We start from the raw sequence: 23,499 nt of genomic DNA on the forward strand, positions 1-23,499 counted from the left end.
TGGCATTAGATATGTATTCGAGTATCCAGTATTATAAATGTGTTTCTGCTTGTGTCGAGTAGGTGAAAGAAGACATTTGTGAACAATATCGAAGTTTATGTAAATGAATAGTAGACTTATCTCATTCGAAGGGAATCGAGTCGTTTCAGCCCCGAAGCTGTTCGAGCAATACGCTGTAAGCGTGGCGTTCGTACAGCTCACCGGTCCAGTCCAGTGTCTTGTCGGCGGCTTCAAGATACCCGGCGGCTCGCTCCGGATTCCCACCCGCAACAGCCTCATCAGCGTCTTCCTGTAGTTCGCTGACGAGTTCGAGGAAATGAATCGGAATACTGTGGTCGTGCTGTGGATAGTTCGATGGATACTGTGTCCGCATCGTCGACCGCCGGTCCTCAACCGCATCTCGCAACGCTTTCACGTCCGGTTCCCCGCTGCCACTGTCGCTCCCTGCTTGAAGCTGTGCTAACAGGCGGTGGTCGTAGAATCGGAGTTCCTGCCGGGCTGCGTACACAGTAACGAGGTCCGACTCACCGGCCTGTGAGACCATGTCCGCGAGTTCCACCGCCCGTTCCTGAAGGAGTGAGCCAACGTCCGAGTCAGTCTCCCGGAACTCGTCGACCAGCCGGTTGGCCAGCCGGGCTACGTCATCGGCGTCAATACCGTCAAGCCGATGGCCCGTCGTCTCCGCTCTGTCGATTGTTTCGACGGCTGACGCCAGTGTCCCCTCACACTCCTGCTGTGAAACCGACGGGCTCCGCAGGAGGTCGAGGAGATCGTTTCCGAGGGTACTCTGTGGGTTCAGGTCCAGCCGACCAGCAATACTCCCGAGATCGCTCTCGCGGTCGGTGAAGGACACGTTCCCGTTGTCGAGCTGGTCGGCCAGCGACGACAGCCAGGCCGGCGTCTCGGACGCGCTGTCGAACGTGACCACCGTCTGCTCGTTTGCCGTGGCACACACCCGCTCTGCATCCTGCGTTAGCTCCTTCAGAGCGGATTCATACTGCTCCCGTTCGGAGACAGCGGTCGTGAGTTGCTCGGCGATAATCCCGAACGCGTCTCCGGATACACCGGCGTCGCGCTGTCGGTCCAGCGTTCTGGCGAGTTCCTGGGGGTCGATGTGAGGAGTGACCCCCTCCAGCGTCGATTTGATCGCATCGTGACGATTCAGTGTCGTCACGACCGTGTGCAACGTCTCCGTCAGTTTCCGTTCGGGGACGTCATCGGCTGTTTCCAGATACTGCAGGAGGCGTCGTCCCGCTGTGGTTTCTGCGGTCGTCTGGGCCCGCACAGCGGCTACCGCACCGGACAGTGCATCGGGTACGACCGGCTCCGGTTCTGAAGTCGGTTCCGGGGGGCTGTCGACTGTGGTTTCAGGGCTCTCTGTCGGTTCCGGCGGTCGCTCGACGAGTTCGCCACGCTCGGCCGCCTGTTGAACCTCCTCCGCCCGCGTGATTGGGTCGTCGTCCGGCCGGATGGGTGCCCGTTCGCCGAGATCGGTCGCATCGACGACCGAATCTATCGCGTTCGCCAGCGTCTCGACACCGTCCGTTACGGCATCCGGCTGGGGCGGTCGGCCGAGGCGCTCCGCCGGCCGCTTGAGGTCCGATGTTACTGTGTCGCCGCTCTCTCCACCATCGTCCCCACTGGTCCACCGACCCAACCCGAACCCAAGGCCGGCACCAATGACCAGTGTTCCCACAGCGATAGCTGCGGTCAGGGCTACGGTGACCATTAGTTGTCACCCCATGTTCTCGCGGCCGAGCGAGTCAAACAGCGGCTCGATGACGTCCCAGATCTCGCGGAGTTCGGCCGCCTCCTGACTCTCGCCGTGCTCGACCAGTTCACGGGCGTGATCGTACATTCGCTCCAGCGTCGGAAGGTGTGGGTTCCACAGTAGCCCCCAGAGGTAAACGTCATCGACATGTGGGACCACGAGCTGATTGACGTACACGTCGATAGAGCCGGGTCCCTCGAAGCTGTCGCGCTCAAGGAAGTCCTCGCCGCTGAGAATGTCTGTGAGTTCATTGTTACCCAGCAGGGGCGCGAGTTCCGACATCTTCTCTTCGGGACCGTATAGCATGAACGTCCCGCCCCACGCGGTTTTGGGATCGAACTCGACGAGCTGCCCCTGCAGGAGCGTCGAGCGGGCCAGCGTGTCCAGCCGAGAGCGGTCGAACGTCGAGGCGCTCGTCTTCCCGATGACCGGGGCCATGATGACGGCGGGTTTGTACGCGCGATCCTCGTCATAGCTGTACTTCCGCTGGACCGGCCGGAAGCTGTCCGGCACGTCGAACACTTCGCCGTTGATACGGGCCGTCCCGGCAGTGTCTGCCGACTGTGGCGTCGAGGACATTGTGAACGCTTCGAGGAACGTCACCAGCAACCGGTTGATATCCGTGTACATCGGCGGATTGTACCGTTCAAGCATTCCCTCGTCAATGTCAACCGCTAGGTCAGCCGGCGGCTGGTCGAGCATACTGTTATCGAACGGGATGATACCGTCGACGGCCTTCGAGAGGTACGCCATCCCGACGACGCCCCGTATCATTTCGCTGTCCCCGAACTCCGTGTTCGACGGGAGTACGACGGAGCTGATAAGTGGCTTCGAGAAGGCCATACTGTCCACGCTTCCCGTCCCCTCAGTGATGAGCGACCGAATGTTGTCGGCCAGCACTGGGGTCGCCCCGCAGCCGGTTCCCTTGGTGACACTGTTGATGAGCATCACCGCCTGTGAGGCCTCAATGTCGTTGACGTTGAGATCAAGCCGGTCCCGAATGGCGTTCTTTTCCCCATCGAAGTCCTGCTTCATCAGCTGACGGCCGTACTTCCAGTCTCGGCCGGCCCCGGAGTAATTGTGTTGTCTGTACCCTATCATCCCGTTCGTAACGAGCGCTTCCCGGGAGAAGCCACGGTCCTCCTTGGCGTAGTACGTCTCACCGAGTTCCGTGAGGTTCGTGTTGATGCTCCCGTAGTTCGCCAGTCCACCCTCCCACACGTCCGCAAGACTACTGTTGTTGTCCCGGAGCGTGTCTCGCCGCATCAACACTGCGTCGATGATGTGGTTGCCGGCGCCACCGACACCGACCATCATCCATTTGTTGCCGGTCGAACCGCTCAGTGGCCCACTAACGCCCGTATCATCCCCGCTTCCGAGCCCGCTGTCCGGTGACTCATTTACACTGTCGGAACCAGTGTCGGTCCGCGGTGCCGTCCCGGGGCTGATGCCACTGTCAGGGTCAGGATCACCCGCTGGACTGTCCGGCCCCGGCTCGTCGCTATTGCTTGGCTCGGGGTCGTCAGGTTGGAAATGCGGTTTCACCTCCCCGTGTTCGTCGAAGATATCGTCGTACCGGTCGGGATACACCTCACTGACTGACTGCGGTGTCTCCGCGTGGTTGGCCGCGATATGCTCCTCGATAGTCGGCTCTTCGGTGTCTCGCAGACAGATCTTGCACTTGTTGCTCATTGGTTGTTGACTCCGCGCTGGTTTTCGTCTCGGTCAGTCATCGGTCGTTCGAGTACTGGTCCTGGAGGGCATCCATCACCCGTTTCGGGCTGACTCCATCAGTCACCTTGACGGAGAGAAACCCCGGTGGCGGATCCTCGGGGACAGTAACACTGACGACATCGCTCTGACGCTCAGCGAACGTTTGTATTTCGGTCAGAATCCCCCCGTCGACGAACTTTTCTGGGAGGTTCTCCGTCTGTAGTTCGACAGTGTCGTTGGTGCTGCTCGCTGCCGCGGCCGACTGTAGTTCTCGGAGTACGTACAACACATCGTCGGGGTCGGCACCGTTCGTCACCAGGTCCGAGCCCCGGGGTGTGCGGTCGCGATTCCCCTCAGTCGTCTCCCCGTCGCTGGCGATATCAAGCGTCGTCCCGGCAACTGCATACTCCACGTCGTATGTCCGTTCAAACGGCACGCGAAGCTGGGCCGCCAGATCTACCCCGACCGCCTCCGGAATCGGTATCGAGCCCGATCCGTAGTCCATGGTCGCGACGACGCTCTCGGCGAAAAATTCGGCAATAGCCTGCACCGACTGCGCCTCAGTTCGGGCCTGCTCGGCGGCCCGCCGGGCAGCGTCGAACCGCCCCTCGTGCAGGGCCGCCTTGGCGTCGGCTGCGTGATCAGTCACCGTGGGCTTGTTCGGGACCGCAAGCGTTGCATCGGGCGTTCGTCCTTCCAGTAGGAACTCGGTCAGACGGTCTCTGGCTGCGCCATCGAGCGTGTCGAGGTGATCTTGCGTGACCGTCAGCGCCGAATCGGCCTCGTCGAGTGCTGTCGCCACCGCCGACTCATGTTCCTCAAGCATTGTCTCCATTTCCGCGAGGTGTGATTCGACACGTTCGATGGCAGTCGTGACGGAGTTGAGGCCCTCATCATTGATCGCTTCGACCAGCCGATCGTCAAGTTCGTGTCTGGTCCCGCCCAGCTGGATCGCCGGCCCACCGATGGTCGGGAGGTCAACTTCGTGATACGCCCGCAGGTTCCGAATCTCGTACGCGGTGTCATATCGAGAGACGTAATGGAGGTCACCGAACGTGCCCCGTATTTGATCTGTAACGCCCTGCTCCAGTTCTTTCTGTAGCCTATCCGCACGATCGTCCGGTGCCAGTCCGGCCGCATCGGCACGGATTTGGGAAGCCACCTCGTTGCGTTCCCGACTCGCCATCGAACTGTCCGTCAGTTCATCTGCACGGTCGATGACGGACTGACAGTCATCCCGAAACGACGTAACCCCACGCTCAAACCTTTCGACAGCCTCGGGAGCAAACGACTGGAGCGACTGTCGAGTCGTTTCGCTCGCAATGATCTCGACGCGGTCGTCAAATTTCTGAAGTGCTTCCTGTGCGTCCGTGCGTGCGTCCGAAAGTTCCTCGCCAGTCTCCTCGTCCAGCGTGATGTCCCACTGGTACACCAGCGCAGCTGCCCAGCTCGCTCCGGACGCGATAATCGGCACCAACAGGAATCCAGCAACCTGACCAGCCGGCACACCCGCAGACAGTATCGGGAGATAGACGAGTTCGAACAGAACCAGAAACAGTGTGACAAAGCCGGTCGCACCCAAGGTGAACACTCTGTGCCGCAGTACGAACAGTCCTGCACCTTGAGCCAGCCACGCCACAGTGACCAGCAGGAACAGCACTAACACGACGGTCGAACTAGCCCGGAACACAGTTCCGGCAGCATCGAAGACAGCTACGGACTGAAACAGCCGCTTCAACCCACCAATGACTGGCAGGCCGCCTCCTGATGCACCTCCCAGAGCGATAGCTGCCTGGATGAACGACGCCAGTATCGGCAAGCCTGCCACGACCCAGCACACACCCGACACCCGTCGTCGATTCTGTAACATCTAATTCCAGATTTATTAATCGGGGGATAAAATACTTCCTCCCCGTTTCATATTTCGAGAGTCCGAATTCAGAATATACAATTAATTTATACTTATCTACGGATTTCTATATTCACCAAAAAATCCGTAAATTGAGGAGTGTATGTGTGTCGATAGAACTGAGATGGGAGCGATTCCGGAATCAAATATCCGCGACTGCCGAAGTTATCAACTGGAGCCGATACATGCAATCTCACTCGCTCGCTATTCGTAATTTCTGACTTGTTAGAGTGTGAATTTATAAGGCTATACGTGACGGCGTCCGAGTAAAACTGAAAGATGAGACCCGAAATATTTCGATGGTCGTACCGGAAATCATCCGCCTCAGTGTATCTGAACTGCGTTTGATTTTGTGGAGTGTAAACAGCTATTTGAGTATACAATGGAAATCGGTATTCAGATATATGATCGAGAATTCTCAGTTTAAGATACAATATAGATTTGTTATATGTAGGGACCAAGTGAGTTTGAAGTACCGCTTACGGTTGCGTGTAGAACGTCGATTTACAGTCGCATAGTGGTGGGTTGCGTTGGACAGGAGCGTGATGCGCATTAACCATTTCCAGTACTGGCTGTACGCTATTATCGATCCTGAGAGAAACAAATCTCCTTAGCCCCGTTCCTTACTCTACATACGCCCGCTTCGATGAAGTTCTGCTTAGAGAGCACCGCCGAAAACACGACATCGACGACACCGTGTTTTCGTTGTTGGTGCAGGCTGGCTCAAAACAGTCTTGCAGCGACAGCGTTCCATATTCATACGGACTTTACGGAAATCAGAACAATGTCGAACCTGTCGTCTAAACGGCAAGAACTGAAAAGTACGGTTCTCGAACTGTTTCGATCCCGCCGAATCAATGACAGCTGAAACATGGGTAGTGTTTAGTTTGGAGCATTGTGCCAGCAAGCGAAACTCCGGAGCCAATTTTCGGCTGTTTCCGGCTTGACGTGGCTGAAGCAGTTCGAAAACGACGAGGTTCGACGTTTCAGCTCTCGAAAAATCCGTTCGACGGCGTTCCGATTTCCGTGGCGACACATTTGAAATCGGAGTCCAGTTCGTTGCAGTGCAGTTTGGTGGTGTTGAGCGCCATCGACGAGAAAGACGGCAGTTTCGACATCGTGTTTGTGCCGAAGTTCTCGCAGGAAAATTTCCGTGAGAGTGGTCGTAGTTGTCGGAAACAGCCGGACGTGAAGCAATTCGTTAGACTGCGGATCGGCGGCGGCGTACAGCCAGAACTGCTCGTCGTTGATCCGAATCACTGTTTCGTCGAGCGCAATCTGATTCGGTGATTTGCCGGATTCTGGCTGTAGATCGGCTTTCTGAACCCAGTCATGGATGGCTTTTCGACTGCGTTGGACACCCAGACAATCGAGTAATTCGACAGTATTCGACAGTGACAGCCCCGCAACATGCGATTGAATACCCAACGCCATCGCTGGCTCGGGTGTCCGCTCGCGCTCCACAAAATCCAAATCAATCCACTCTCTATGACCGTTGAGGCGGGCGATTTCTGCCATAGACCAGCAAGAAATTCTCCCGCCTCACTTTTCACGCTTAACTAAACACGACCGAAACATGGTTGCAAACGTTCCCCAGCTGTCACAATGCTGCTACTTAAACACGACTGCCAGTAGCGAATGAAGGTGTGAGTTTTTGGAATTATTTGTGTCTCTCAGCCACAGTCGGGCTTCGCGATCAACTTCAATGGAGATCTCGTCTATATATACTCAAAGACAGCCAAGCAATAGACGAACTTTTCAGCGATGAGGGGGTACCAGATACTGGTGGCGATGGCGAGATGTTACCCCCGCTGACACCCAGTTTATATTAATAGATACGCCGATAGCCAACGGCCGTACTATTCACAGATACACTTGTGACCTTGTGACGACCGGCCCACGACGAACGTGTGCACTTCCTTCGCAAGCGCGTACATAGTGTCTGCACGTTCGGCTGCCGCGAGTCCGTCCTGATAGTACGTCTTCGCACGGTGGTCTCGCCACAGGTCTGCGAGGTCGTTCGCAATCGATTCAGAGAAGATACCGACCGACGCCGCCTCCCGGTACACACCTGGATGCGTTCCCGGTAGATCGGTCGGTTCCATCGTTCCCCGTTCGAGAAGTCGGAACTCGACAGTCCGCTCCATCGCCACGAACGATGCTTCTATGACGAGCGTGTAGTAGCCCTGTTCCTGTAGTGCCTCCGCACCGGCGAGCAGCCGACACGCTTTCCGAAGTTGGAGCAGCGCGGCGTCGGATACGTCAAGCCCCGCTTCAATGTCGGTCGGGCGGCGATCGAACGCGGCCTGTGCATCATCGAGAAATTGTTCGATACGCGTGCTACTCATCTGCAAACACCGCCTTGCGAATCGATTGGAGCCGCTCGCTTCCGACCACAGTGATACCCTCGTTGAATATTTCCCGGAGCTTCGACCCGGCGCGGTTGGCGCTGTCGATGGACTCGACGTACGGTTCGAACGCGAATCGGTCGCCGTCGAAACGTTCCTCGGAAAGGTCACTAACCACGCCGGTCACGAGACGACGCGCGCTGGTTCGGTCGCCATCGACGATGACGAACAGGTCGATGTCGCTCCGTCTGTCAGCCTCGCCACGGGCGACACTGCCGAAGACGACGACGCCGACGATCTCGTCGATATCGTCGCTTTCGTCGAGGGCATCCCCAATACGATCGACGAACGCTCGAATCGGGTCGTGGAACTCGGTCTGCTCGATAGCCAGTATCGGGTCGTCCTTCTGTAAGCGCTCGGGATCAATGGAGACGTAGTTGCGTTGTGGCGTCTCGCGGACGCGGACGACGCCGAGGCCGTCAAGTAGGTCGACGGCCCGCCAAACAGTCGAACGGGCCGCACCCGTCGCATCGACAAGCTCGGGAATCGAGAATTCCGTCTCGTGGGCATCCACCAGAAGCGCAAGTATCTCGTCGGCCGCACTGAGGCGGAACACGTCAGTCTCAGTACCCACATCGATACAGACAGTGGTTCGATGTTTCGTTAGCTCGGTCACTGTCCGATTATATGCAACGAGGTATAAAATAAGTTGCGTGGTCGGTGGCTAGGTGACGTATAGATATTCAAAGGATGATGTCAAATCCCACGTACCATCAGATATTCAACCTTTATCTGCTGATCGTGATTGTCTCATTAGTCCCAGCCAGAACTCGGTAATGGACGAGCTTTTTAATGGCGGCAGTTTACCGGAGACTGGTGGCGATGACGAGATGTTACCCCCGCTGAGCCCCTTGTGACGATGGACTATTCCTGAGCCACCATTTCACTCCGAACAGCGGCTAAAACGGTGCAGCAGGGCCTTCGTCGGTGTCTCCGTCAGCAGCCGCAGTGTCTGCCGTCGCCTCCTCATCAGCGTTTGCATGCTCCAGCGGCCCGTCCCAGCCGTTCAGTCCGGGTTCAAAACTTACCACGTCGCCCTCAAACCCTTCGTACGACGCGATGAGCCGGGCGGCCTGCACGCTGGATTTGCCCTTCGGACACACTGTCACGACCTCCTCGTCGCCTTCGAACCGTTCGACTTCGTCGACGAGCGACGGGAACGGGACGTTCTCGCTCCCGGGAATGTGACCCCGCTCGAACGCGCCGGGCGAGCGGATATCGACCACCCGGACCGCCTCCTCGTCGAGTTTCGACCGTAGCTCGTCGGTGTCGATTTCGCCGTCCATACCCAGCTGCTAGCGGGCGATACCTAAACCTTCACCGGCTACAGCAAACCGTCAGCCTGTGCCAGCAGGATGCCTTCGATGGTCGCGTCGTTGGCCGGTTCGCGTCGGGCGACCTGCAGCGCTTCGTCGATGGGCACAGTCGTCACCGAGAGGAACTCGTTGTCGTCCAGTTCTCGGTCGACCGGTTCGAGTCCCTCAGCGAAGACGATGCCACGGCGGTGCCGGAGCACGCCGGTCGAACACGAGAACTCCTCGATAAGTGAGACGCCGGCAGCCTCGAAGCCGGTTTCTTCGCGGAGTTCGCGCGCCCCGGCGGCCGTGTAGGACTCGTCGTCTTCGACGATACCGGCCGGGAGTTCGAGGCACTGCTCGCGGATGGTCGGGCGGTACTGGTCGACCATGACGAGTTCGTCGCCGGTCGTGGCGACCACGACGGCCGCATCGGGCAGTTCAGCCCAGTAGTAGTCCTTTTCGGAGCCGTCGGGCTGGCGAACCCGGTCGTAGCCGCCGGTGTACCAGCCGGTTTCGTACTCGAGTTTGCTCTCGACGATGGGCCACTCGTGGGCCGGTTCGCGGGTCATACGTCTTGTCGGACCGCGACGTGGTAAAACGTGCCGTTGTGCCGGACGACGACGCCGTCGTCGGTCACAGCCCCATCGTACTGCTGGCTGAGCGCGTCTCGCTCGTCGAAGGGCGAGTGGGTGAACGCACCTTTGAATCCGAGCGGCCCGCGCCAGTACGGCTCGGACTGTCCGGCCGCCGACGGGGATGCGTCGGCCAGCGCCGCGCTTGTGTACGGGAAGCGCCGCTCAGACTGGCTGCTCCAGTTGATTGCCGTGCCGTTGTCGACGCTGTAGTCCCCGTCGGCTTGCGTGGCGACAGTGTAGTAGGGGTCCCCGCTCTTGAGAAGGCCCGGTAGCGCACCCAGCGCCAGCAACAGCACGACGACGGCGATGATGCCGAGCAAGGTGTTCCGTGTGACCGGACGCATCAGACGACCTCGCGGTAGATGCGGCCGAAGGCCTGGCGACGGAGCGTCCCGACAGCGGCCCGGCGTTCGTCCTGAAACGTCGCCGCGACGGCCTGCTCCGCGAACGGGGCAGCGTGCCAGACGACGTTGTCGACGTTCTCCGCGCCGACCAGCGACACCTCGCAGTCCGTGTCTTCGCGCCACTCCTCAAACTCCGTCATCGAACCGACCTGAACTGCCAGCGATTCCGCGAACAGCACGTCGCGGGCGGTTTCGACCACCTCGCTGGTGACTCGCTCTTCGTAGGTCTCCGGGTCGAGACCCATCGCCTTCGCGACTTCCTTGACAACGACCTGCGCCGTCGGCCCGAAGGCGTCGTAGCGCTCGCGGGCTTCGGCTGCCGATGCCGGCGCGAACTGCCCCTCAGTGTCCATACGGCCCCTTGCCGCCGGCGGGACTATTCGGTTTCGTCTCCGTTCGCACCGGTGTCGTCGCCAGCGTCTGACTCCGACGTGTTACTGTCACCGGCGTCCGAATCGGTTTCGTCGTCGCTGTCGCGCAACATCTCCCGCGTCAGATCCCGAGCCTCGGCCAGCACCTCGCTGTCGTGGTCGCTGAGCGCGTTCGATCCCCGGTGGCGGTCCGCACCCTGCGGGAGGTCACCGTGGCCGTGTCCGTGCGCGTGGTCGTGGCTATGCTCATCGTCGCTGCGGTCAACCGTGTCCTCGAACACCTGTGGAAACTCCGTCTCCTCGGCGTACTCGACGACCTCGGTGGAGAGTTCGTCCTCGCCGAGCTGGCCCCACTCAGGGACGCGCTCGTCGAGCCACGCTTCGTGGTCGTCACCGCCGGTCATCGCCGTAAACGCGAGGTGGTTCGCCAAGTGCACGTCGTCGGCTTGCGGGTCGTCACACACTGGACAGGCGTATCCCATCGGTGTGCAAAGCGTGGATGCGGAGCCGTATATGTAGTCGGGGTCTCGGAGCGGTGGTCGGTTCGGGAGAACTGGCTGCGCAAGGTCATCCGACAACAGACATGCAGTACCCACAGCGCTCAAACAGTATCAGACATAGCTGCCACACTCAGAGTAATCGGACCATCACAAGCGCGTCCTCGCCGTTGCTGTAGTAGTTGGGAACGGTCTTGCGGTGCTCGAACCCGAAGCGCCGGTAGAGCTTTCGTGCGCCATCGTTGTCGGCCCGGACCTCCAGCTTGACCGAGCCAGCACCCGTCTCGCCGATGACCTCCAGTGCACGCGTCAACAGCGCGCTCGCAACCCCCTGCCGCCGGTACGCTGACCGGACCGCGAGGTCCTTGATGTGGCCGAGCGGGGTACCGTGGTTCGGCACCGTATCCGCGATGACGTAGCCTGCGACAGCGGGCGGGTCATCATCGTCATTGCCGGTTTCGGCGACGAGAAACCCCGCTTCGCCGAGATAGCTCTCCAGTGCAGAAAACGGCCACGGCTGTGGAAACGACGCCTGCTCGATGCGGTGGATCTCGATGAGGTCCGCGCGGACGGCGCGCCGAACCGCTGGCGTATCCGGCGTCTCCGGTCCGTCAGGAGCGACCGTTGTCACATGCATAGTTCGGTGTGGGCCTACATATGTGTTACCGCCGACCGAAGCTACCTGATTTCTGACTGTTTGTCGATAAGTACTGATAGTTCATGCATCGATACGACCGAGACAAGGTTAGAAAGGCGGAAGGTTCTTTAGCCTGACCATTCTATGTATAGTTGCACCCGTTTTGGGTGCCACCACCCCCACCCCCACCCCTCTTTCCAAACTTTTCCATCGCTGCCGAGTTGTCCTAGAAGTACTTCCGTCAGCGCCGACTGCACGCGTTAGGATGAAGTACGGGATACTGTTGCGGGACAAACTTCTGCTAGCGCCGTCCTGAGGCTAACGTATATGTCCGTTTCACTGCTCGAAAACCGCGGTCAGAAGGCGACCGCGCTACGCTCGGAATCGCTCCGTCGCGGATCGTTCCTCTCCGTTCGACCTTACAAAGGCTTCTCGCTATTCGTGCCTTCGCCGCGCAGAAAAAGTCGCGGTCGGAAGCGAGCGCGCTGTCTCACGGCGCGAAGCGCCGTTCGACTTCAAAGCGATTCCTCGCTACGCTCGGAATCGCTCCGTCGCGGGTCGTTCCTCCCCGTCGTCGGGCGGCGATGCCGCCCGACTGCCTGCGGGACCTACGGTCCCGCTCCGCTCGGATTTGAGGTCGCTCCGTGACCTCGCTTTAGTCGTCAGCAGGTGCAGCGCCGCCTTCGTCGTGCTGCTGCTTCGTGTGTGAGAGCTTGCCACCGGCGGCGAGGATCTCGCGTTCGCGCTCGGAGGCGTCGAGCTGGCCGGTCGCTTCCCAGTCGTCGTTCACGCGGATGGTGAACTCTTCCTGACCGGATTTGACGGCCTCGGCCGCGTCGTCGACGATCTCGATGTCGTCGCCCTGCTCGATCTTCTCGTAGGTCTCCTCGTCAATGGTGAGCGGGACGATACCGAAGTTGAACAGGTTCGCCTTGTGGATGCGGGCGAAACTCTGTGCGAGGACGGTCTCGATACCCAGGTACATCGGGCACAGGGCCGCGTGTTCGCGCGAGGAGCCCTGACCGTAGTTCTCGCCAGCGACGAGCACGCCGCCGTCAGCTTCGAGTGCGCGCTCCGCGAACGTGTCGTCGACACGCGAGAGCGTGAACTCGGAGAGCTTCGGGACGTTCGACCGGTACATCAGGATGTCCTGTGTGGCCGGGATGATGTGGTCCGTCGTGATGTTGTCCTCCATTTTCAGGAGGGCTTCACCACCGACTTCGGTCTCGAGCGGGTCCTTCAGCGGCACGTCGCCGATGTTCGGGCCCTTGATGAGTTCGTCGTCGACGGCGTTCTCCGGCGCGATGAGGTCCGACTCGGAGTTGCCGATGTACTGGTCGGGCATCTCCAGACCGGGGGCCTCGAGGTCGCCGAGTTCGTCGGCGAGGTCCCGCGGGTCAACGATTTCGCCTTTGATGGCCGCCGCAGTGGCGACTTCCGGCGAGCAGAGGTAGACGTTGTCGTCCTCGATACCGGAGCGGCCCTCGAAGTTGCGGTTGAACGTCCGCAGGGAGACGGAGTCGGAGGCCGGGACGTGACCGATGCCGATACAGGCACCACACGTCGCCTCGGAGAAGTTGACGCCAGCCGCCATCATCTCCGCGGTCCAGCCCTCGCGGGCCAGCATCTCGGAGGCCTGCTTGGAGCCGGGGGCGACGATCATCTCGGTCTTCTTGTCGATGTTGCGCCCTTCCAGCATCTTCGCGGCCGGGAGGATGTCCTCGTAAGCGCCGTTCGTACAGGAACCGATCATGACCTGTTCGACGTCGACGCCCTCGACCTCGGAGACCGGCACGACGTTGTCAGGCATGGACGGCTCGGCGATGAGCGGTTCGAGGTCCGAGAGGTCGACGACGATCTCGTCGGCGTACTCGGCGTCCTCGTCGGGGCCGATGTCCTCGAAGACGTCCTCGCGACCGAGGCGTTCGAGGTAATCCTTGGTCTGGTCGTCCGTCGGGAAGATCGAGGACGTCGCACCGAGTTCGGTCCCCATGTTGGTGATGGTGGTCCGCTCGGGGACGGTCAGCGTCTCGACGCCGGGACCGGTGTATTCGAGCACCTTGCCGACGCCGCCCTTGACCGACAGCCGGCGGAGCAGCTCTAGGATGACGTCCTTGGCGGTGGCCCACTCAGGCAGTTCGCCTTCGAGATGGACGTTGACGACTTCCGGCATCTCGATGTAGTAGGCGCCGCCACCCATGGCGACGGCAACGTCGAGGCCACCGGACCCGATAGCGAGCTCGCCGAGGCCACCGGGGGTCGGCGTGTGCGAGTCAGACCCGAGCATCGTCTTGCCGGGTTCGGCGAAGTTCTCTTTGTGGACGTTGTGACAGATACCGTTGCCGGGGCGCGAGAAGTGGGCCCCGAACGTGCCTGCCGCAGAGCGGAGGAAGCGGTGGTCGTCGGTGTTCTTGAAGTCGAACTGATAGGTCTGGTGGTCACAGTACTGGGCGGCCAGTTCCGTCTGAACCTCTTCGAGGCCCAGCGCTTCGAACTGCAGCCAGACGAGCGTCCCAGTCGTGTCCTGTGTCAGCACCTGATCGATCTCGATCCCGATCTCTTCTCCGGGTGTTAGCTCCCCTTCGACGAGATGGTCGTCGAGAATTTTTTCCGTAAGCGTCTGTCCCATAACGTGCGTCAATGGATGGCGCGGCGGTATAAATCCCGCGTATTCCGTCGTATTTTTCATATAAAAATCCGTTCCGTCCGTCACTCAGAAGCGAGTCAACAGGTCGGGACAGCGGTCGGCCAGACCGGCAGGTCTTTCCACGACACTCGCACAGAACCGCGTATGTTCAAAAGTGGGCGGTTCGTCGCCGACGCCCTCGGCGACCTGAGAGAATCGCAGGTACAACCGAACGGCGTCGACCTCACGCTCGGTTCGATCTACGAGCAGAGCGAGCCGGGACGCATCGAACGCGGCGGCAAGACCGTTGGCGACCGGCAGGCAATCGAGCCTGACGACGGTGTCTATCAGCTCGACCGCGGCGGCTACATCGTCGAGTACGCCGACCGGGTTGTCATTCCAGATGGACACATCGGCTTTCTCCTTCCCCGGTCGTCGTTGCTCCGCAACTCCTGTATGCTCGATACGGCAGTCTGGGACGCCGGCTACGAAGGGCGAGGCGAGGGGCTACTTGAGGTCCATCACCCGATCGAACTCGAACAGGGCGCGCGGATCGCACAGCTCGTGCTCGCCGATGCCGCGCACGAGGGGACGTACGAAGGGTCATATCAGGGTGAGAATCTCTGATGGGTAATCGCGGTCCCAGACGTGTCTCATAGCCCGAGACATGGTAGGCCATGCTGTGAATTTAAGTGGATTTCCCGAGTGCTATCGATTGGTGCTTGAAGCAACTATACCCCGGTCCATACCGTCGTCAGCCTTCAGTACCCGGAAATTACACAAGCACCGTTTTCAGGTACGACAACTGTCTGACCGGGGTTTATCACCGTTGCTGCGTGACAGTGAGACATGATAGTAGAATTTCACATCGACGCCCCCCTCTTGCAGCGAACAGCTGAAACGCTGAGTAAAGCAGCGATACGGATACAGCGACTTCACTGCGAGAGTGGCGACTGCCGTGCCGTCGCCTGGATTGGCCCCGTCGAGCGGCCCGCCATCGAAGCGAATCTGGCCCAGGACGAGAGTATCACCGACTATGCCCACGTAGCGGCAGAAGGAGATGGTCACTGGTACACCCTGCATACAACTGATACAATAATCGATACGATCGGAGAAGCGTTGTTGAACGCCGACGGATTCCTGCTCGGTGCTGCACAGACCGGTGATGACTGGGTGTTCCGAGCCCGGTTCCCCGAGAAGAGTTCGGTGCTGTCGTTCCGTGACGTACTCGTGTCCAGTGATATCAACATCGACATTCAGACCATCACTGACGACACGGAAGCCTCCCCCCAGTTCGGCGTGACGGACCCACAGCAGGAAGTGCTGTTGCTCGCGCTCAACCGTGGGTACTTCACTGTCCCGCGGGAGTCCTCCCTCTCGGACCTCGCCGCGGAGCTCGGAATCTCCAGTCAGGCCGCCTCGGAGCGACTCCGTCGCGGGACGCGAACGCTGGTACAGAACACATTGGCGGCCCCCGAGCGGCCGCTTGTCGGCTCACCGCCGGAGTAATAGAACAAGAACGGCTTCCGGCTGGTGGGAAGCGATGGTGGTGGGACAGCGACCCGCTGTGAGCAGCAGGTCTAGGGGCGATATATTGCCGAATAGCTGCGTTTTGGGTCGTTTGAGCCGGCAGTGTGAGACCGCCATCGTGGCACCGGTTACTTCAGACAGTGAAACAGCTCATCCGCTGTTATAACAGAAGGGAACGTACACTGGAGTATGAGTTCGAACGAGGGGACCGTATATATGCTGCGGAACCGGGCCACAGAGGGGTCCGACGACTGGGTGAGCCCCGAACCCGCGGGAGATGTTATTGCCGATGCGGTGCTCGAAGCGACAGATCTGGATGCGGATGATATTGACGGGTTAGATACGTACGTCGACAGCGAATCACTCCGTGCGGTCGTCGGAGAGAGGACGACGGAATCGCTGACGTTCGCTGTCGAAGGCCACGACGTGACGATAACCGCTGACGGAGAGATTTCTGTCGACGGGTAACCGGCGCTGACACGCCCCCGTCCAAATGACATAAGACGATGGCCCGAGAGCCCCAGGTATGACCCGCGTCGCGCTCATCGCACACGACGACGAGAAGCCCGAAATGATCGACTTGGCACAGAGTTACGAATCAACGCTTTCGGAGTTCGACCTCGTCGGGACTGGCACGACGAGCAAGCGCATCATGGCAGAGACCGACCTCACAGTCGAACGCAAAGAGAGCGGGCCGATGGGGGGCGACACGCAGATCGGCGCTGAGGTCGCCGAGGGCCGGATGGACGGCATCGTCTTCCTTCGGGACCCACTGACGGCGCAGCCCCACGAGCCAGATATCTCCGCACTCCTGCGAATCTGTGATGTCCACGACGTACCGCTGGCGACGACGCGGACCTCGGCAGAGTACATCCTCGAAGGGCTGGTTCGGGACGAAGCCGACGACTAATTCCTCGGTGGATGATCGCCTGAACGCTGCTTATTCTGCGTATGTCGGTCGTTCCGCGTATTCAATGGGGTCCCGTTCGCCGATACGTTGGAAGGCTTCGAGCCGGAACGCGCAGGCATCACACGTTCCACAGGCCGGTTCGTCGTCCCGGTAGCAACTCCAGGTGTCCGCGTAGGGGACGCCGAGCTCGACGCCGCGTTCGGCGATGTCGGTCTTGGACCACTCGACGAAGGGTGCGACGAGGTCGATGTCGGTGTCGGGCTTCGTGCCGGCGTCGATGACGCCCTGAAAGGCGTCGAAGAAAGCAGGCCGACAGTCGGGATATCCCGAGAAATCCTCGCTGTGTGCGCCGATGAAGACGGCCCCGCAGTCGTTGGCCTCGGCATAAGAAACCGCCATCGATAGCAGGTTCGCGTTCCGGAACGGGACGTACGAGGTCGGGATCTCGTCGCTGTCGGTGTCAGCGTCCGCTACCTCCATCGAGTCGTCGGTCAGCGACGACGCGCCGATCTGGGTGAGGTGGCCGGTTTCGACGTGGAGGAAGTCAGCCGCGTCGACGTGGTCGGCCAGCGCGCTGGCGCATTCGTACTCCCGGTCCTCGGTGTTTTGCCCGTAGCTCGTATGCAGCAGGTACAGGTGGTCGTAGCCGCGAGTCTGTGCTTCGTAGGCTGCCGTGGCGCTGTCCATGCCGCCCGAGGCGAGCACGACAGCGCGGGTATCGTCAGTCATCTGTAGTCAGTCAGGTCAGTCAGGTGCCCGGTGCGTCGTTCCAGAGGTCGACGTGGAGTCGCGGCGTGTATCGGTAGCCGTACTCCACCGCGAGGTCCGCGATCGTCTTCCGGGTCGCTTCGAGTTGGTCGCGCGTCTGGCCTTCCGGCATCAGTAACACGTCGTCGTCACGAACGCGGGTAGACGCAGTGTCGCGGAGTTGCTCGACGAGGCGCTCGATTTCGGCCATGTCCTCGCGGCCCGTGACGACGAACTTCAGTTGCGTGTCGTATGTCTCGACGAGTTCGGCCAGCGTCGGCACGTCGAGCCGGCGCTCCTCGTGGCGGTCCGCCCACTCGCCATCACCGTCAGGGTCGCGTTCGGCCGTCGGTGTGCTGGAGGCCAGTTTCGGGCTGACGCTGGCGAGGTCGATAGGGGCATCGGGGACGACGGTCCCATTGGTCTCGACCGTCGTGTGATATCCCCGGTCGGCCAGCCGCGCCAGCAGTGTCTCGCTCGAATCATGAATGAGCGGTTCACCGCCGGTCAGGACGACGTGGTTGGCGTCGTACTCCTCGATAGCCGCGATTACATCGTCGACGGTGAACCAGTCGTGAGTCGGCTCCCACGAGGTGTGATATGAGTCACAGAACCAGCACCGCAGATTACAGCCGCTGGTCCGGACGAACACGCTCGGGACGCCGGCCAGTCGGCCCTCGCCTTGGAGGGACTGGAACAACTCGTTGATGGGGAGGTCGCCCGACTCCGCGTCGGCGTCGGTTCCCTCGATATCAACCCCGGGCGCGTCGTTCGCGACCGGCATCAGCGGATACAGAGTTCGCTAGTTTCCCGAACAGAGACGGCCACATCCGACACCGTCTCCGGGAGGCGGTCGGCGAGGCGCTGTTCCAGTATCGCGGCCATGACCTCGGCTGTCGGCGGGTGGTCGAGGACCACCACGGCGTCGCCGTCGCCACTGGCGTCGAACGCCTCGACCAGCGGGTCGCCGGCCTCAAGCAGGAAGCGGTGGTCCCACTCGTCGATTACGTCCGTAATCTCGCTCTTGTCGACGACCCACCCGTCGTCCGTGAGTTCGCCGGTGACGCGGACAGTGATCTCGTAGTTGTGTCCGTGTGGGCGCGAGCATTTCCCGTCGTGGTGTAACAACCGATGGCCCGCAGAGATACGGAGCGGCCGGTCACCGCCGACGACGAGTTCGCGTTCGCCAGCGTCGGCGAGCGTGTCCTCGGGCTTCGATAGTCGCTGAGACATACCACGGTATTATCGGTCGGTGGCTTAACTCTCACGGGAGCTGGCCAGCCAGTGCCTCGGTAACACGGGAACCAAGACGGAAGAGAGTCCAGTAGTCACTGTCCGACAGTACGAGTGCAGTAGCGGACGTGTATCGAGAGCGAGCGGACCGTGACTAGAGAACAGCTTTCACCACATACTGTCGCTCAGCAACCGCCGAAGCCGGTTCCGCGTGTTAGTCGGAGAGTTAGTCGGAGCGTGGTCCGTCGTCAACGGCCGCGAGTCGTCGGTTCATCGCTCGGAGATACTCGGCGGCAGCGTCGGGATCGTCGTTGTCGAGCGCGGTGCGCACTTGCTCGTAGCCGTGGAGCAACTGCGAGCGCAACTCACACTCCGGGAGTTTGTTCCGGCTGACCGTCTCGGCCGTCGCAACGGTCTGTCGAGCCGTATCGAACTCCACGTCACTGATCGCTGTCTCGCCCGCTTCAGCGAGTTGTGTCAGCACCGTGTGTACGTCGCTGGGCAGGTCTCTGGACACAGACAGTGTTAGATATGCACAGTGATAACGGTCGTGTTGGATACACAGCGGAGCAGCAAGGCGCAAGCCCCGGGCAGCAGTTGCGGTGGTTGCTTCTGAGACAAACTGACGGTGGTTTTAATCTGTTTTGTCCCTATTGTGTACTATGACGACCGTTCGGTTGTTGCTGGTCGAGGACAGTGATTTTCTCGGGACGCAGCTACAGGACGCACTTCGGGGCTACAACTTCACTGTCGATGTCGTTTCGACTGCCCGTGCAGCAGAGCGACACGTCGCGCAACGCGGAGTCGACTGTGTCGTGACGAACTACGATCTGCCGGATGAAACCGGCATCAAGCTGGCCAGGAACCTCCCGGACTCACTACCGATTCTCCTCCTGACGACGACGAAACTGGAATCCATCGCTAGCGAGGCGCTGGATGCCGGTGTGACAGATTTCGTCCACAAGGACAACATTGTCGGCAAAATGAATATTGTGGCCAATCGGGTCTCCGTCGCAGTCCGTGCAGGCCGGCAGTGATACCGGGTCGAGAAGGGTGGCCACAGTCCGTCTTGCAGGCGGCTATCGCTTGCAAACATCGGCGTAAGGGATAGGTCACTGCAGCCCACAAGATCGGGTGTGACACGACGTGCCGTCGAACGGGAGTTCGAACGTTACCTCTCGCAGTTCGTCGACGAGACGTACGCGGCGTTCGACGTGGCAGCCGTGCTACGTGGGTCAAGCGGGGGCCGCGTTGCAGGCAAACTGCTGAATAACAGCCGTCCGCTAGAACGCCACGTTATCCGGCCGAAGCTCCAATCCTACCAGCAAGAGATACTCAACCAGCTGGAGCCGGTGCTGGATTACGCCGCTACTGACGCGTCGTTCGACACCTATGCTGACGAAGTGCTGGCCCGGGATATCTATTGGAACGCGCTCCGTGACACCGTCCGTGGCGACCGACGAGAACAGATCCGGGAGCGACTGCTAGCCCGCCAGCGCTCGTTCGGGGACGACCTCGCACCACTGGTGGCCGCCGACAGGGACGACTTCTGGACGGCCGTCACCGACACATACGATCAGGAGACGGCGACGGAGATCGTCCAGACGCATTTCGAATTCTCCGTTCCACTACAGGAAGAACAGAACGCCTTCGCTTTCGAACTGAGCATCGACCCTGGCGAGGTGCTGGGCGGTCTCGCACGGGCCCTCCCCACGCTCGATGTCGAGTTCACCGACGAGGCGTTGCGGTCGATGCGCCGCGCCGAACAGCAGGTCATTCCGTCGGCGAAGGCTGACGTGGAACAGGCGTACGAGTCATAGCGATGTTCTGCCGCTGAGTGCTGTTTTGCATAGTGTGCGCTACCAGCTGGTGTTCCGCAGAAGTTTGTCCGAAAGTGGACACGACGGCCGCCTTGGCACGTGGACGGCCGTCGCGTCAAGTATTGGTGTTGGTGTTGACTGACGACGGCAGGGATGGTTTACTCACGTCGGCTCGGCCTCGGACTCCGCGAGACCGAATAGCATGGGAGCTTGGCAGCGAACGCCGGTGACGGCGTTCACGTGTGGCTTCAGTACGTAGACCAATCGACCTGCCATCGATTTCCATGTACCCATATGGTAAATAACCTACGGAATATGTTACTTCTATACTGAGTAAATCATTATAATCCGCTGTTAGCGACCAAGGCGCCGGAACGCAGGCGGGGCCAGAAATACTAGAATTCTGGTAATTCTTTATCACAGGTCGCGCGTGTCGAACGTGTCGGTGACGAGACCCGCGTTACGTCAGTCATCGAAGGGCCAGTCACCTGTAATCCGCATCCCTTCGGCGAGGTTCTGGGCTTCGAGCGCATCGGCGATTGCCGCGGGATCTCTGTGAGCAGGCTGCACTGAGTCATCCGCAAGCGTCACGGCGAGTTCGGTCAGGAGAACGGCCTGCTCGCGGAACGTCCGGGGTTCCAGTTTGTCCAGCGTATCGGCATGGGTGTGGCCCCAACCGCGACCCTCGCCACCGGTTTCGCTGGTCACGTGATAGCCGGGGACGCCGCGCTGGACGAACGGCCAGTGGTCGCTGTGGGGACCCTGTTCCGGTGTGAGCGAAATGGGATGGTCAAGGCGGTCAGCCACAGCCTCGGCGGCGGCCGAAAGCGCGTCGAAGCCGTGGGTGTAACACTTCAGCGTGCGACCCTGAACGACACCGTCGAAATTGAGCACGGCCGTTACGCCATCGAGCGCAGTCTCGTCAGCCAGCCGGTTTGAGCCTACCAGTCCGACCTCCTCGGCACCGAAGGCGACGAACTCCACACGTGTCTCCAGTTCGTCCTCGCGGCCAGCCAGTGCGCGGGCCACCTCGACGACCATCGCCGTCCCGGCCCCGTTGTCCATCGCTCCTTCCGCGATGTCGTGGGCGTCGACGTGGCTGGTCACCAGCAGTCGCTCGTCGGTGTCCGGCCCCAGTTCGGCGTGGACGTTCTGGCTCGTCGCCTCGGGGGTCCCGCAGTCGACACTGAGGGTTATGTCCTCTCCGGCGTAGCGCCGGGTCAGTCGCGCCCCCGTCTCGCTGGCGACGCCAACAGCCGGGATCTCGCCGATTGGTGCGTCCGCCGTACCGACGCTCCCGGTCGGCGGCAGCACACCCTCAACGTGGTTGCGGTAGATGAACCCGACTGCGCCGGCCTCGACAGCGTGATAGTACTTCTCGCGCCGGTGGATATACCGGTCGTACCAGTCGGGTACATCCGAGCGGGCCAGTACAATCTGGCCCTCGCAGTCGGCGTCCTCGAAATCCTCCGGAAGCCCGTGACCGACATCGACCAGTTTACCAGTCACCTCGTCGGCCGGCGACCGCGGGAGGGCGATGCATTCGTGGGCTTGCGCCGCGACCGCCGACCCATCGGCGTGGACGGCACTGTCGCCCCGCTCCCAGCCCTGTATCTCGAATTCGGAGAGTCGGGCGTCGCGAGTGTATTCTGCCAGTGCATCACGGGTCGCTTCTGCGGCCGCCCGTTCGCCGCCGCTGCCCGCCATCCGGTTCCCGATGTCGACCAGCGTCTCCAGATGGTCCCACCCGACCGTGCTGGTGAACGTCTCGCCGATCCAGTCAGTGTCGTCCATACGTCTCTGTGGGGCCGTGCTGGGTTTGAAATTAGGGGTACTCGTTCGGGGATCGGCTGCGATTACGACGATGCAAGCGGGCCGTACCGACTGGTGAGTCCATAGCCCAGAACGGCCAGTGCAGTGATGGCGAAGCCGAAGAGGAGCAAGGAGAGAATGAGGTCAAGCGGCGTGACGGCGACGGCCGGCCGACTCACGAGGCGATAGTACGTCGAAAAGATCCCACTGCCGAGGACACTGGCGACGAGAAATCCGCCGAAACTGGCGAGACCGACGGCAGAGGCGGCGGCGGTGCAGTACCGCTGGGACAGGTCACACCGCCTGGCGTCGACGTACACCAGTGCGGTGACTGCCGGCGACACGAACAGGGCGACGACAATCGGGAGGAGGGTCATATCTGGGAGATGGCTGGTACAAAACATAAAATCAGCCTTCAGTAGCCGGCCGGTCAGCAGTCTAGTGCGCCGTTGTCCGGGGCACGCGGCATCGACACCAGCGCCGCAACGGACGTGCCGGCGGCTATCGAGGCCGAAACCGACTGCATCGAACTGGTGACGGAGGTCGGACCGTCGCGGGGTACGTTTTTGCCGATTCCGTCCGACTATCCGAGTATGTCCGCCACACTGCGCGAAGCAGTCGCCGAGCCGGTCCGGGACGCCGTGCCGTTCCTGATTATCACCGTTCTGTGGGTCGTGGTGATGGTCGTCCTCTACGGGCTCTTTCTCGTGACCAAGCCGAGCGATATTACTTACGACGCCTGGGTGCACGCGACGGTGTTCGTCGTCCCGGCCATCGGCTTCTTGGGACAGGTACTCCAGCAAGCGCTGTCGCGCCAGCACCGGGCCTAACCGGCTCCCCGTCACTTCCAGGGGTTCGGGACCAGTTCAGCCTGCACCGTCGCGCCGACGGCGAGGTGCGTGTCGGTCGTCGGTTCGGCGATACAGAGCAGGACGTATCCGTCCGACAGATGCCGGTGCTTAAGCGCCCGCGGCGGGCGGTGATGGACCACGTCGCCGGACAGCAACCGAGCAGTACAGGTCCCGCACGCGCCGGTTCGACAGCCGAACGGTAGCCCGATACCCACGGCTTCAGCGGCGTCAAGTATCGTCTCGCCATCCGGCACCGAAATCGTCTCGGTACGCTCGCTGTCCCGCCAGTCCAGCAAGACCTCGGTCATCGGCCGCTCGGTCGCGTCG

Annotated in this window: 26 protein-coding genes and 1 pseudogene; 7 read left to right on the plus strand and 20 right to left on the minus strand. The window is 60.8% G+C overall.

Features of this window, described 5'->3' with window-relative positions; genetic code table 11:
- Positions 1–145: 145 nt before the first annotated feature.
- The 13 genes from ACYJ11_RS04140 to ACYJ11_RS04200 all read right to left on the minus strand — a co-directional run bounded on the left by ACYJ11_RS04140 (position 146) and on the right by ACYJ11_RS04200 (position 14,272).
- Positions 146–1,729, minus strand: a complete 1,584-nt coding sequence (locus ACYJ11_RS04140) for a hypothetical protein (protein WP_461646833.1) — start codon at positions 1,727–1,729, stop codon at positions 146–148.
- Between the two features lie 6 nt (positions 1,730–1,735).
- Positions 1,736–3,463 carry a cell division protein FtsZ gene (locus ACYJ11_RS04145; protein WP_461646834.1) on the minus strand — a complete coding sequence of 576 codons (1,728 nt, stop codon included), beginning with the start codon at positions 3,461–3,463 and terminating at the stop codon, positions 1,736–1,738.
- Positions 3,464–3,500: 37 nt separating this feature from the next.
- Entirely contained in the window at positions 3,501–5,354 is a 1,854-nt protein-coding gene (locus ACYJ11_RS04150) for a hypothetical protein (RefSeq protein ID WP_461646835.1), read from the minus strand.
- A gap of 921 nt (positions 5,355–6,275) precedes the next feature.
- A complete protein-coding gene (locus ACYJ11_RS04155) occupies positions 6,276–6,911 on the minus strand; it encodes an IS6 family transposase (protein ID WP_461646836.1) in 636 nt (211 codons plus the stop codon).
- Positions 6,912–7,252: 341 nt separating this feature from the next.
- On the minus strand, positions 7,253–7,741 hold the full coding sequence (locus ACYJ11_RS04160; RefSeq protein ID WP_461646837.1) for a hypothetical protein: 489 nt from the start codon (positions 7,739–7,741) through the stop codon (positions 7,253–7,255).
- Complete coding sequence (locus ACYJ11_RS04165; RefSeq protein ID WP_461646838.1) at positions 7,734–8,417, minus strand: nucleotidyltransferase domain-containing protein; 684 nt, start codon at positions 8,415–8,417, stop codon at positions 7,734–7,736. The genes ACYJ11_RS04160 and ACYJ11_RS04165 overlap by 8 nt, the downstream gene beginning before the upstream one ends.
- A 283-nt stretch (positions 8,418–8,700) precedes the next feature.
- Complete coding sequence (locus ACYJ11_RS04170) at positions 8,701–9,087, minus strand: rhodanese-like domain-containing protein (protein WP_461646839.1); 387 nt, start codon at positions 9,085–9,087, stop codon at positions 8,701–8,703.
- A 38-nt stretch (positions 9,088–9,125) separates the two neighbouring features.
- The gene (locus ACYJ11_RS04175; protein WP_461646840.1) at positions 9,126–9,668 is read right to left on the minus strand and encodes an NUDIX hydrolase; all 543 of its coding nucleotides are present in this window, start codon (positions 9,666–9,668) and stop codon (positions 9,126–9,128) included.
- On the minus strand, positions 9,665–10,078 hold the full coding sequence (locus ACYJ11_RS04180; RefSeq protein WP_461646841.1) for a hypothetical protein: 414 nt from the start codon (positions 10,076–10,078) through the stop codon (positions 9,665–9,667). The genes ACYJ11_RS04175 and ACYJ11_RS04180 overlap by 4 nt, the downstream gene beginning before the upstream one ends.
- Positions 10,078–10,491 (minus strand): DUF5809 family protein, encoded by a 414-nt coding sequence (locus tag ACYJ11_RS04185; RefSeq protein ID WP_005537419.1) that lies wholly within the window; start codon positions 10,489–10,491, stop codon positions 10,078–10,080. The genes ACYJ11_RS04180 and ACYJ11_RS04185 overlap by 1 nt, the downstream gene beginning before the upstream one ends.
- A gap of 23 nt (positions 10,492–10,514) precedes the next feature.
- The gene (locus tag ACYJ11_RS04190; protein WP_170096980.1) at positions 10,515–10,991 is read right to left on the minus strand and encodes a DUF5810 domain-containing protein; all 477 of its coding nucleotides are present in this window, start codon (positions 10,989–10,991) and stop codon (positions 10,515–10,517) included.
- Between the two features lie 148 nt (positions 10,992–11,139).
- Positions 11,140–11,637, minus strand: coding sequence for a ribosomal protein S18-alanine N-acetyltransferase (rimI, locus tag ACYJ11_RS04195; protein WP_188974984.1), 498 nt, complete (start codon positions 11,635–11,637; stop codon positions 11,140–11,142).
- 661 nt (positions 11,638–12,298) lie between these two features.
- On the minus strand, positions 12,299–14,272 hold the full coding sequence (locus ACYJ11_RS04200) for an aconitate hydratase (RefSeq protein WP_170096978.1): 1,974 nt from the start codon (positions 14,270–14,272) through the stop codon (positions 12,299–12,301).
- 141 nt (positions 14,273–14,413) lie between these two features.
- Here ACYJ11_RS04200 and ACYJ11_RS04205 point away from each other — a divergent pair.
- The 4 genes and pseudogenes from ACYJ11_RS04205 to ACYJ11_RS04220 form a co-directional block, all read left to right on the plus strand.
- Positions 14,414–14,896 (plus strand): annotated as a pseudogene (locus ACYJ11_RS04205) (deoxyuridine 5'-triphosphate nucleotidohydrolase); the annotation flags it as partial.
- Between the two features lie 222 nt (positions 14,897–15,118).
- Entirely contained in the window at positions 15,119–15,778 is a 660-nt protein-coding gene (locus tag ACYJ11_RS04210) for a helix-turn-helix domain-containing protein (protein ID WP_005537411.1), read from the plus strand.
- A 210-nt stretch (positions 15,779–15,988) separates the two neighbouring features.
- The gene (locus tag ACYJ11_RS04215; RefSeq protein WP_170096977.1) at positions 15,989–16,267 is read left to right on the plus strand and encodes a HalOD1 output domain-containing protein; all 279 of its coding nucleotides are present in this window, start codon (positions 15,989–15,991) and stop codon (positions 16,265–16,267) included.
- Positions 16,268–16,325: 58 nt separating this feature from the next.
- Positions 16,326–16,709, plus strand: a complete 384-nt coding sequence (locus ACYJ11_RS04220; RefSeq protein ID WP_170096976.1) for a methylglyoxal synthase — start codon at positions 16,326–16,328, stop codon at positions 16,707–16,709.
- A gap of 30 nt (positions 16,710–16,739) precedes the next feature.
- Here the strand turns inward: ACYJ11_RS04220 and queC are convergent, their stop codons facing one another.
- From queC to ACYJ11_RS04240, 4 genes are all read right to left on the minus strand, one after another.
- Positions 16,740–17,438 (minus strand): 7-cyano-7-deazaguanine synthase QueC, encoded by a 699-nt coding sequence (queC, locus tag ACYJ11_RS04225; RefSeq protein ID WP_461646842.1) that lies wholly within the window; start codon positions 17,436–17,438, stop codon positions 16,740–16,742.
- 19 nt (positions 17,439–17,457) lie between these two features.
- Positions 17,458–18,240, minus strand: coding sequence for a 7-carboxy-7-deazaguanine synthase QueE (locus tag ACYJ11_RS04230; RefSeq protein WP_461646843.1), 783 nt, complete (start codon positions 18,238–18,240; stop codon positions 17,458–17,460).
- Positions 18,240–18,689: a 6-pyruvoyl trahydropterin synthase family protein gene (locus tag ACYJ11_RS04235; protein ID WP_461646844.1), complete on the minus strand. Its 450-nt coding sequence runs from the start codon at positions 18,687–18,689 to the stop codon at positions 18,240–18,242. The genes ACYJ11_RS04230 and ACYJ11_RS04235 overlap by 1 nt, the downstream gene beginning before the upstream one ends.
- Before the next feature lie 226 nt (positions 18,690–18,915).
- Positions 18,916–19,206, minus strand: a complete 291-nt coding sequence (locus tag ACYJ11_RS04240) for a hypothetical protein (protein WP_170096972.1) — start codon at positions 19,204–19,206, stop codon at positions 18,916–18,918.
- A gap of 145 nt (positions 19,207–19,351) precedes the next feature.
- Between ACYJ11_RS04240 and ACYJ11_RS04245 the strand changes: the two genes are divergently transcribed.
- Positions 19,352–19,726 (plus strand): response regulator, encoded by a 375-nt coding sequence (locus ACYJ11_RS04245; protein ID WP_005537403.1) that lies wholly within the window; start codon positions 19,352–19,354, stop codon positions 19,724–19,726.
- A gap of 99 nt (positions 19,727–19,825) precedes the next feature.
- Positions 19,826–20,509: a hypothetical protein gene (locus tag ACYJ11_RS04250; RefSeq protein ID WP_461646845.1), complete on the plus strand. Its 684-nt coding sequence runs from the start codon at positions 19,826–19,828 to the stop codon at positions 20,507–20,509.
- A gap of 465 nt (positions 20,510–20,974) precedes the next feature.
- Here ACYJ11_RS04250 and ACYJ11_RS04255 read toward each other — a convergent pair whose 3' ends face one another.
- Together ACYJ11_RS04255 and ACYJ11_RS04260 are read right to left on the minus strand one after the other, a co-directional pair.
- Positions 20,975–22,303, minus strand: coding sequence for a M28 family peptidase (locus ACYJ11_RS04255; RefSeq protein ID WP_461646846.1), 1,329 nt, complete (start codon positions 22,301–22,303; stop codon positions 20,975–20,977).
- Positions 22,304–22,365: 62 nt separating this feature from the next.
- Positions 22,366–22,698 carry a hypothetical protein gene (locus ACYJ11_RS04260; protein ID WP_461646847.1) on the minus strand — a complete coding sequence of 111 codons (333 nt, stop codon included), beginning with the start codon at positions 22,696–22,698 and terminating at the stop codon, positions 22,366–22,368.
- Positions 22,699–22,770: 72 nt separating this feature from the next.
- Here ACYJ11_RS04260 and ACYJ11_RS04265 point away from each other — a divergent pair, with 72 nt between their 5' ends.
- Positions 22,771–23,151: a hypothetical protein gene (locus ACYJ11_RS04265; protein ID WP_461646848.1), complete on the plus strand. Its 381-nt coding sequence runs from the start codon at positions 22,771–22,773 to the stop codon at positions 23,149–23,151.
- An 11-nt stretch (positions 23,152–23,162) separates the two neighbouring features.
- Here the strand turns inward: ACYJ11_RS04265 and ACYJ11_RS04270 are convergent, their stop codons facing one another.
- Positions 23,163–23,480 carry a 2Fe-2S iron-sulfur cluster-binding protein gene (locus ACYJ11_RS04270; protein ID WP_188975000.1) on the minus strand — a complete coding sequence of 106 codons (318 nt, stop codon included), beginning with the start codon at positions 23,478–23,480 and terminating at the stop codon, positions 23,163–23,165.
- Positions 23,481–23,499: the final 19 nt, after the last annotated feature.

This window comes from Haloarcula sp. H-GB5, assembly GCF_054850705.1.

Bases quoted from the DNA above. Each gene is read 5' to 3' on its own strand.
- ACYJ11_RS04140 (WP_461646833.1), bottom strand. From the start codon at position 1,729: ATGGTCACCGTAGCCCTGACCGCAGCTATCGCTGTGGGAACACTGGTC.
- ACYJ11_RS04145 (WP_461646834.1), bottom strand. From the start codon at position 3,463: ATGAGCAACAAGTGCAAGATCTGTCTGCGAGACACCGAAGAGCCGACT.
- ACYJ11_RS04150 (WP_461646835.1), bottom strand. From the start codon at position 5,354: ATGTTACAGAATCGACGACGGGTGTCGGGTGTGTGCTGGGTCGTGGCA.
- ACYJ11_RS04155 (WP_461646836.1), bottom strand. From the start codon at position 6,911: ATGGCAGAAATCGCCCGCCTCAACGGTCATAGAGAGTGGATTGATTTG.
- ACYJ11_RS04160 (WP_461646837.1), bottom strand. From the start codon at position 7,741: ATGAGTAGCACGCGTATCGAACAATTTCTCGATGATGCACAGGCCGCG.
- ACYJ11_RS04170 (WP_461646839.1), bottom strand. From the start codon at position 9,087: ATGGACGGCGAAATCGACACCGACGAGCTACGGTCGAAACTCGACGAG.
- ACYJ11_RS04175 (WP_461646840.1), bottom strand. From the start codon at position 9,668: ATGACCCGCGAACCGGCCCACGAGTGGCCCATCGTCGAGAGCAAACTC.
- ACYJ11_RS04180 (WP_461646841.1), bottom strand. From the start codon at position 10,078: ATGCGTCCGGTCACACGGAACACCTTGCTCGGCATCATCGCCGTCGTC.
- ACYJ11_RS04185 (WP_005537419.1), bottom strand. From the start codon at position 10,491: ATGGACACTGAGGGGCAGTTCGCGCCGGCATCGGCAGCCGAAGCCCGC.
- ACYJ11_RS04190 (WP_170096980.1), bottom strand. From the start codon at position 10,991: ATGGGATACGCCTGTCCAGTGTGTGACGACCCGCAAGCCGACGACGTG.
- ACYJ11_RS04200 (WP_170096978.1), bottom strand. From the start codon at position 14,272: ATGGGACAGACGCTTACGGAAAAAATTCTCGACGACCATCTCGTCGAA.
- ACYJ11_RS04210 (WP_005537411.1), top strand. From the start codon at position 15,119: ATGATAGTAGAATTTCACATCGACGCCCCCCTCTTGCAGCGAACAGCT.
- ACYJ11_RS04215 (WP_170096977.1), top strand. From the start codon at position 15,989: ATGAGTTCGAACGAGGGGACCGTATATATGCTGCGGAACCGGGCCACA.
- ACYJ11_RS04220 (WP_170096976.1), top strand. From the start codon at position 16,326: ATGACCCGCGTCGCGCTCATCGCACACGACGACGAGAAGCCCGAAATG.
- queC (WP_461646842.1), bottom strand. From the start codon at position 17,438: ATGACTGACGATACCCGCGCTGTCGTGCTCGCCTCGGGCGGCATGGAC.
- ACYJ11_RS04230 (WP_461646843.1), bottom strand. From the start codon at position 18,240: ATGCCGGTCGCGAACGACGCGCCCGGGGTTGATATCGAGGGAACCGAC.
- ACYJ11_RS04235 (WP_461646844.1), bottom strand. From the start codon at position 18,689: ATGTCTCAGCGACTATCGAAGCCCGAGGACACGCTCGCCGACGCTGGC.
- ACYJ11_RS04245 (WP_005537403.1), top strand. From the start codon at position 19,352: ATGACGACCGTTCGGTTGTTGCTGGTCGAGGACAGTGATTTTCTCGGG.
- ACYJ11_RS04255 (WP_461646846.1), bottom strand. From the start codon at position 22,303: ATGGACGACACTGACTGGATCGGCGAGACGTTCACCAGCACGGTCGGG.
- ACYJ11_RS04260 (WP_461646847.1), bottom strand. From the start codon at position 22,698: ATGACCCTCCTCCCGATTGTCGTCGCCCTGTTCGTGTCGCCGGCAGTC.
- ACYJ11_RS04270 (WP_188975000.1), bottom strand. From the start codon at position 23,480: ATGACCGAGGTCTTGCTGGACTGGCGGGACAGCGAGCGTACCGAGACG.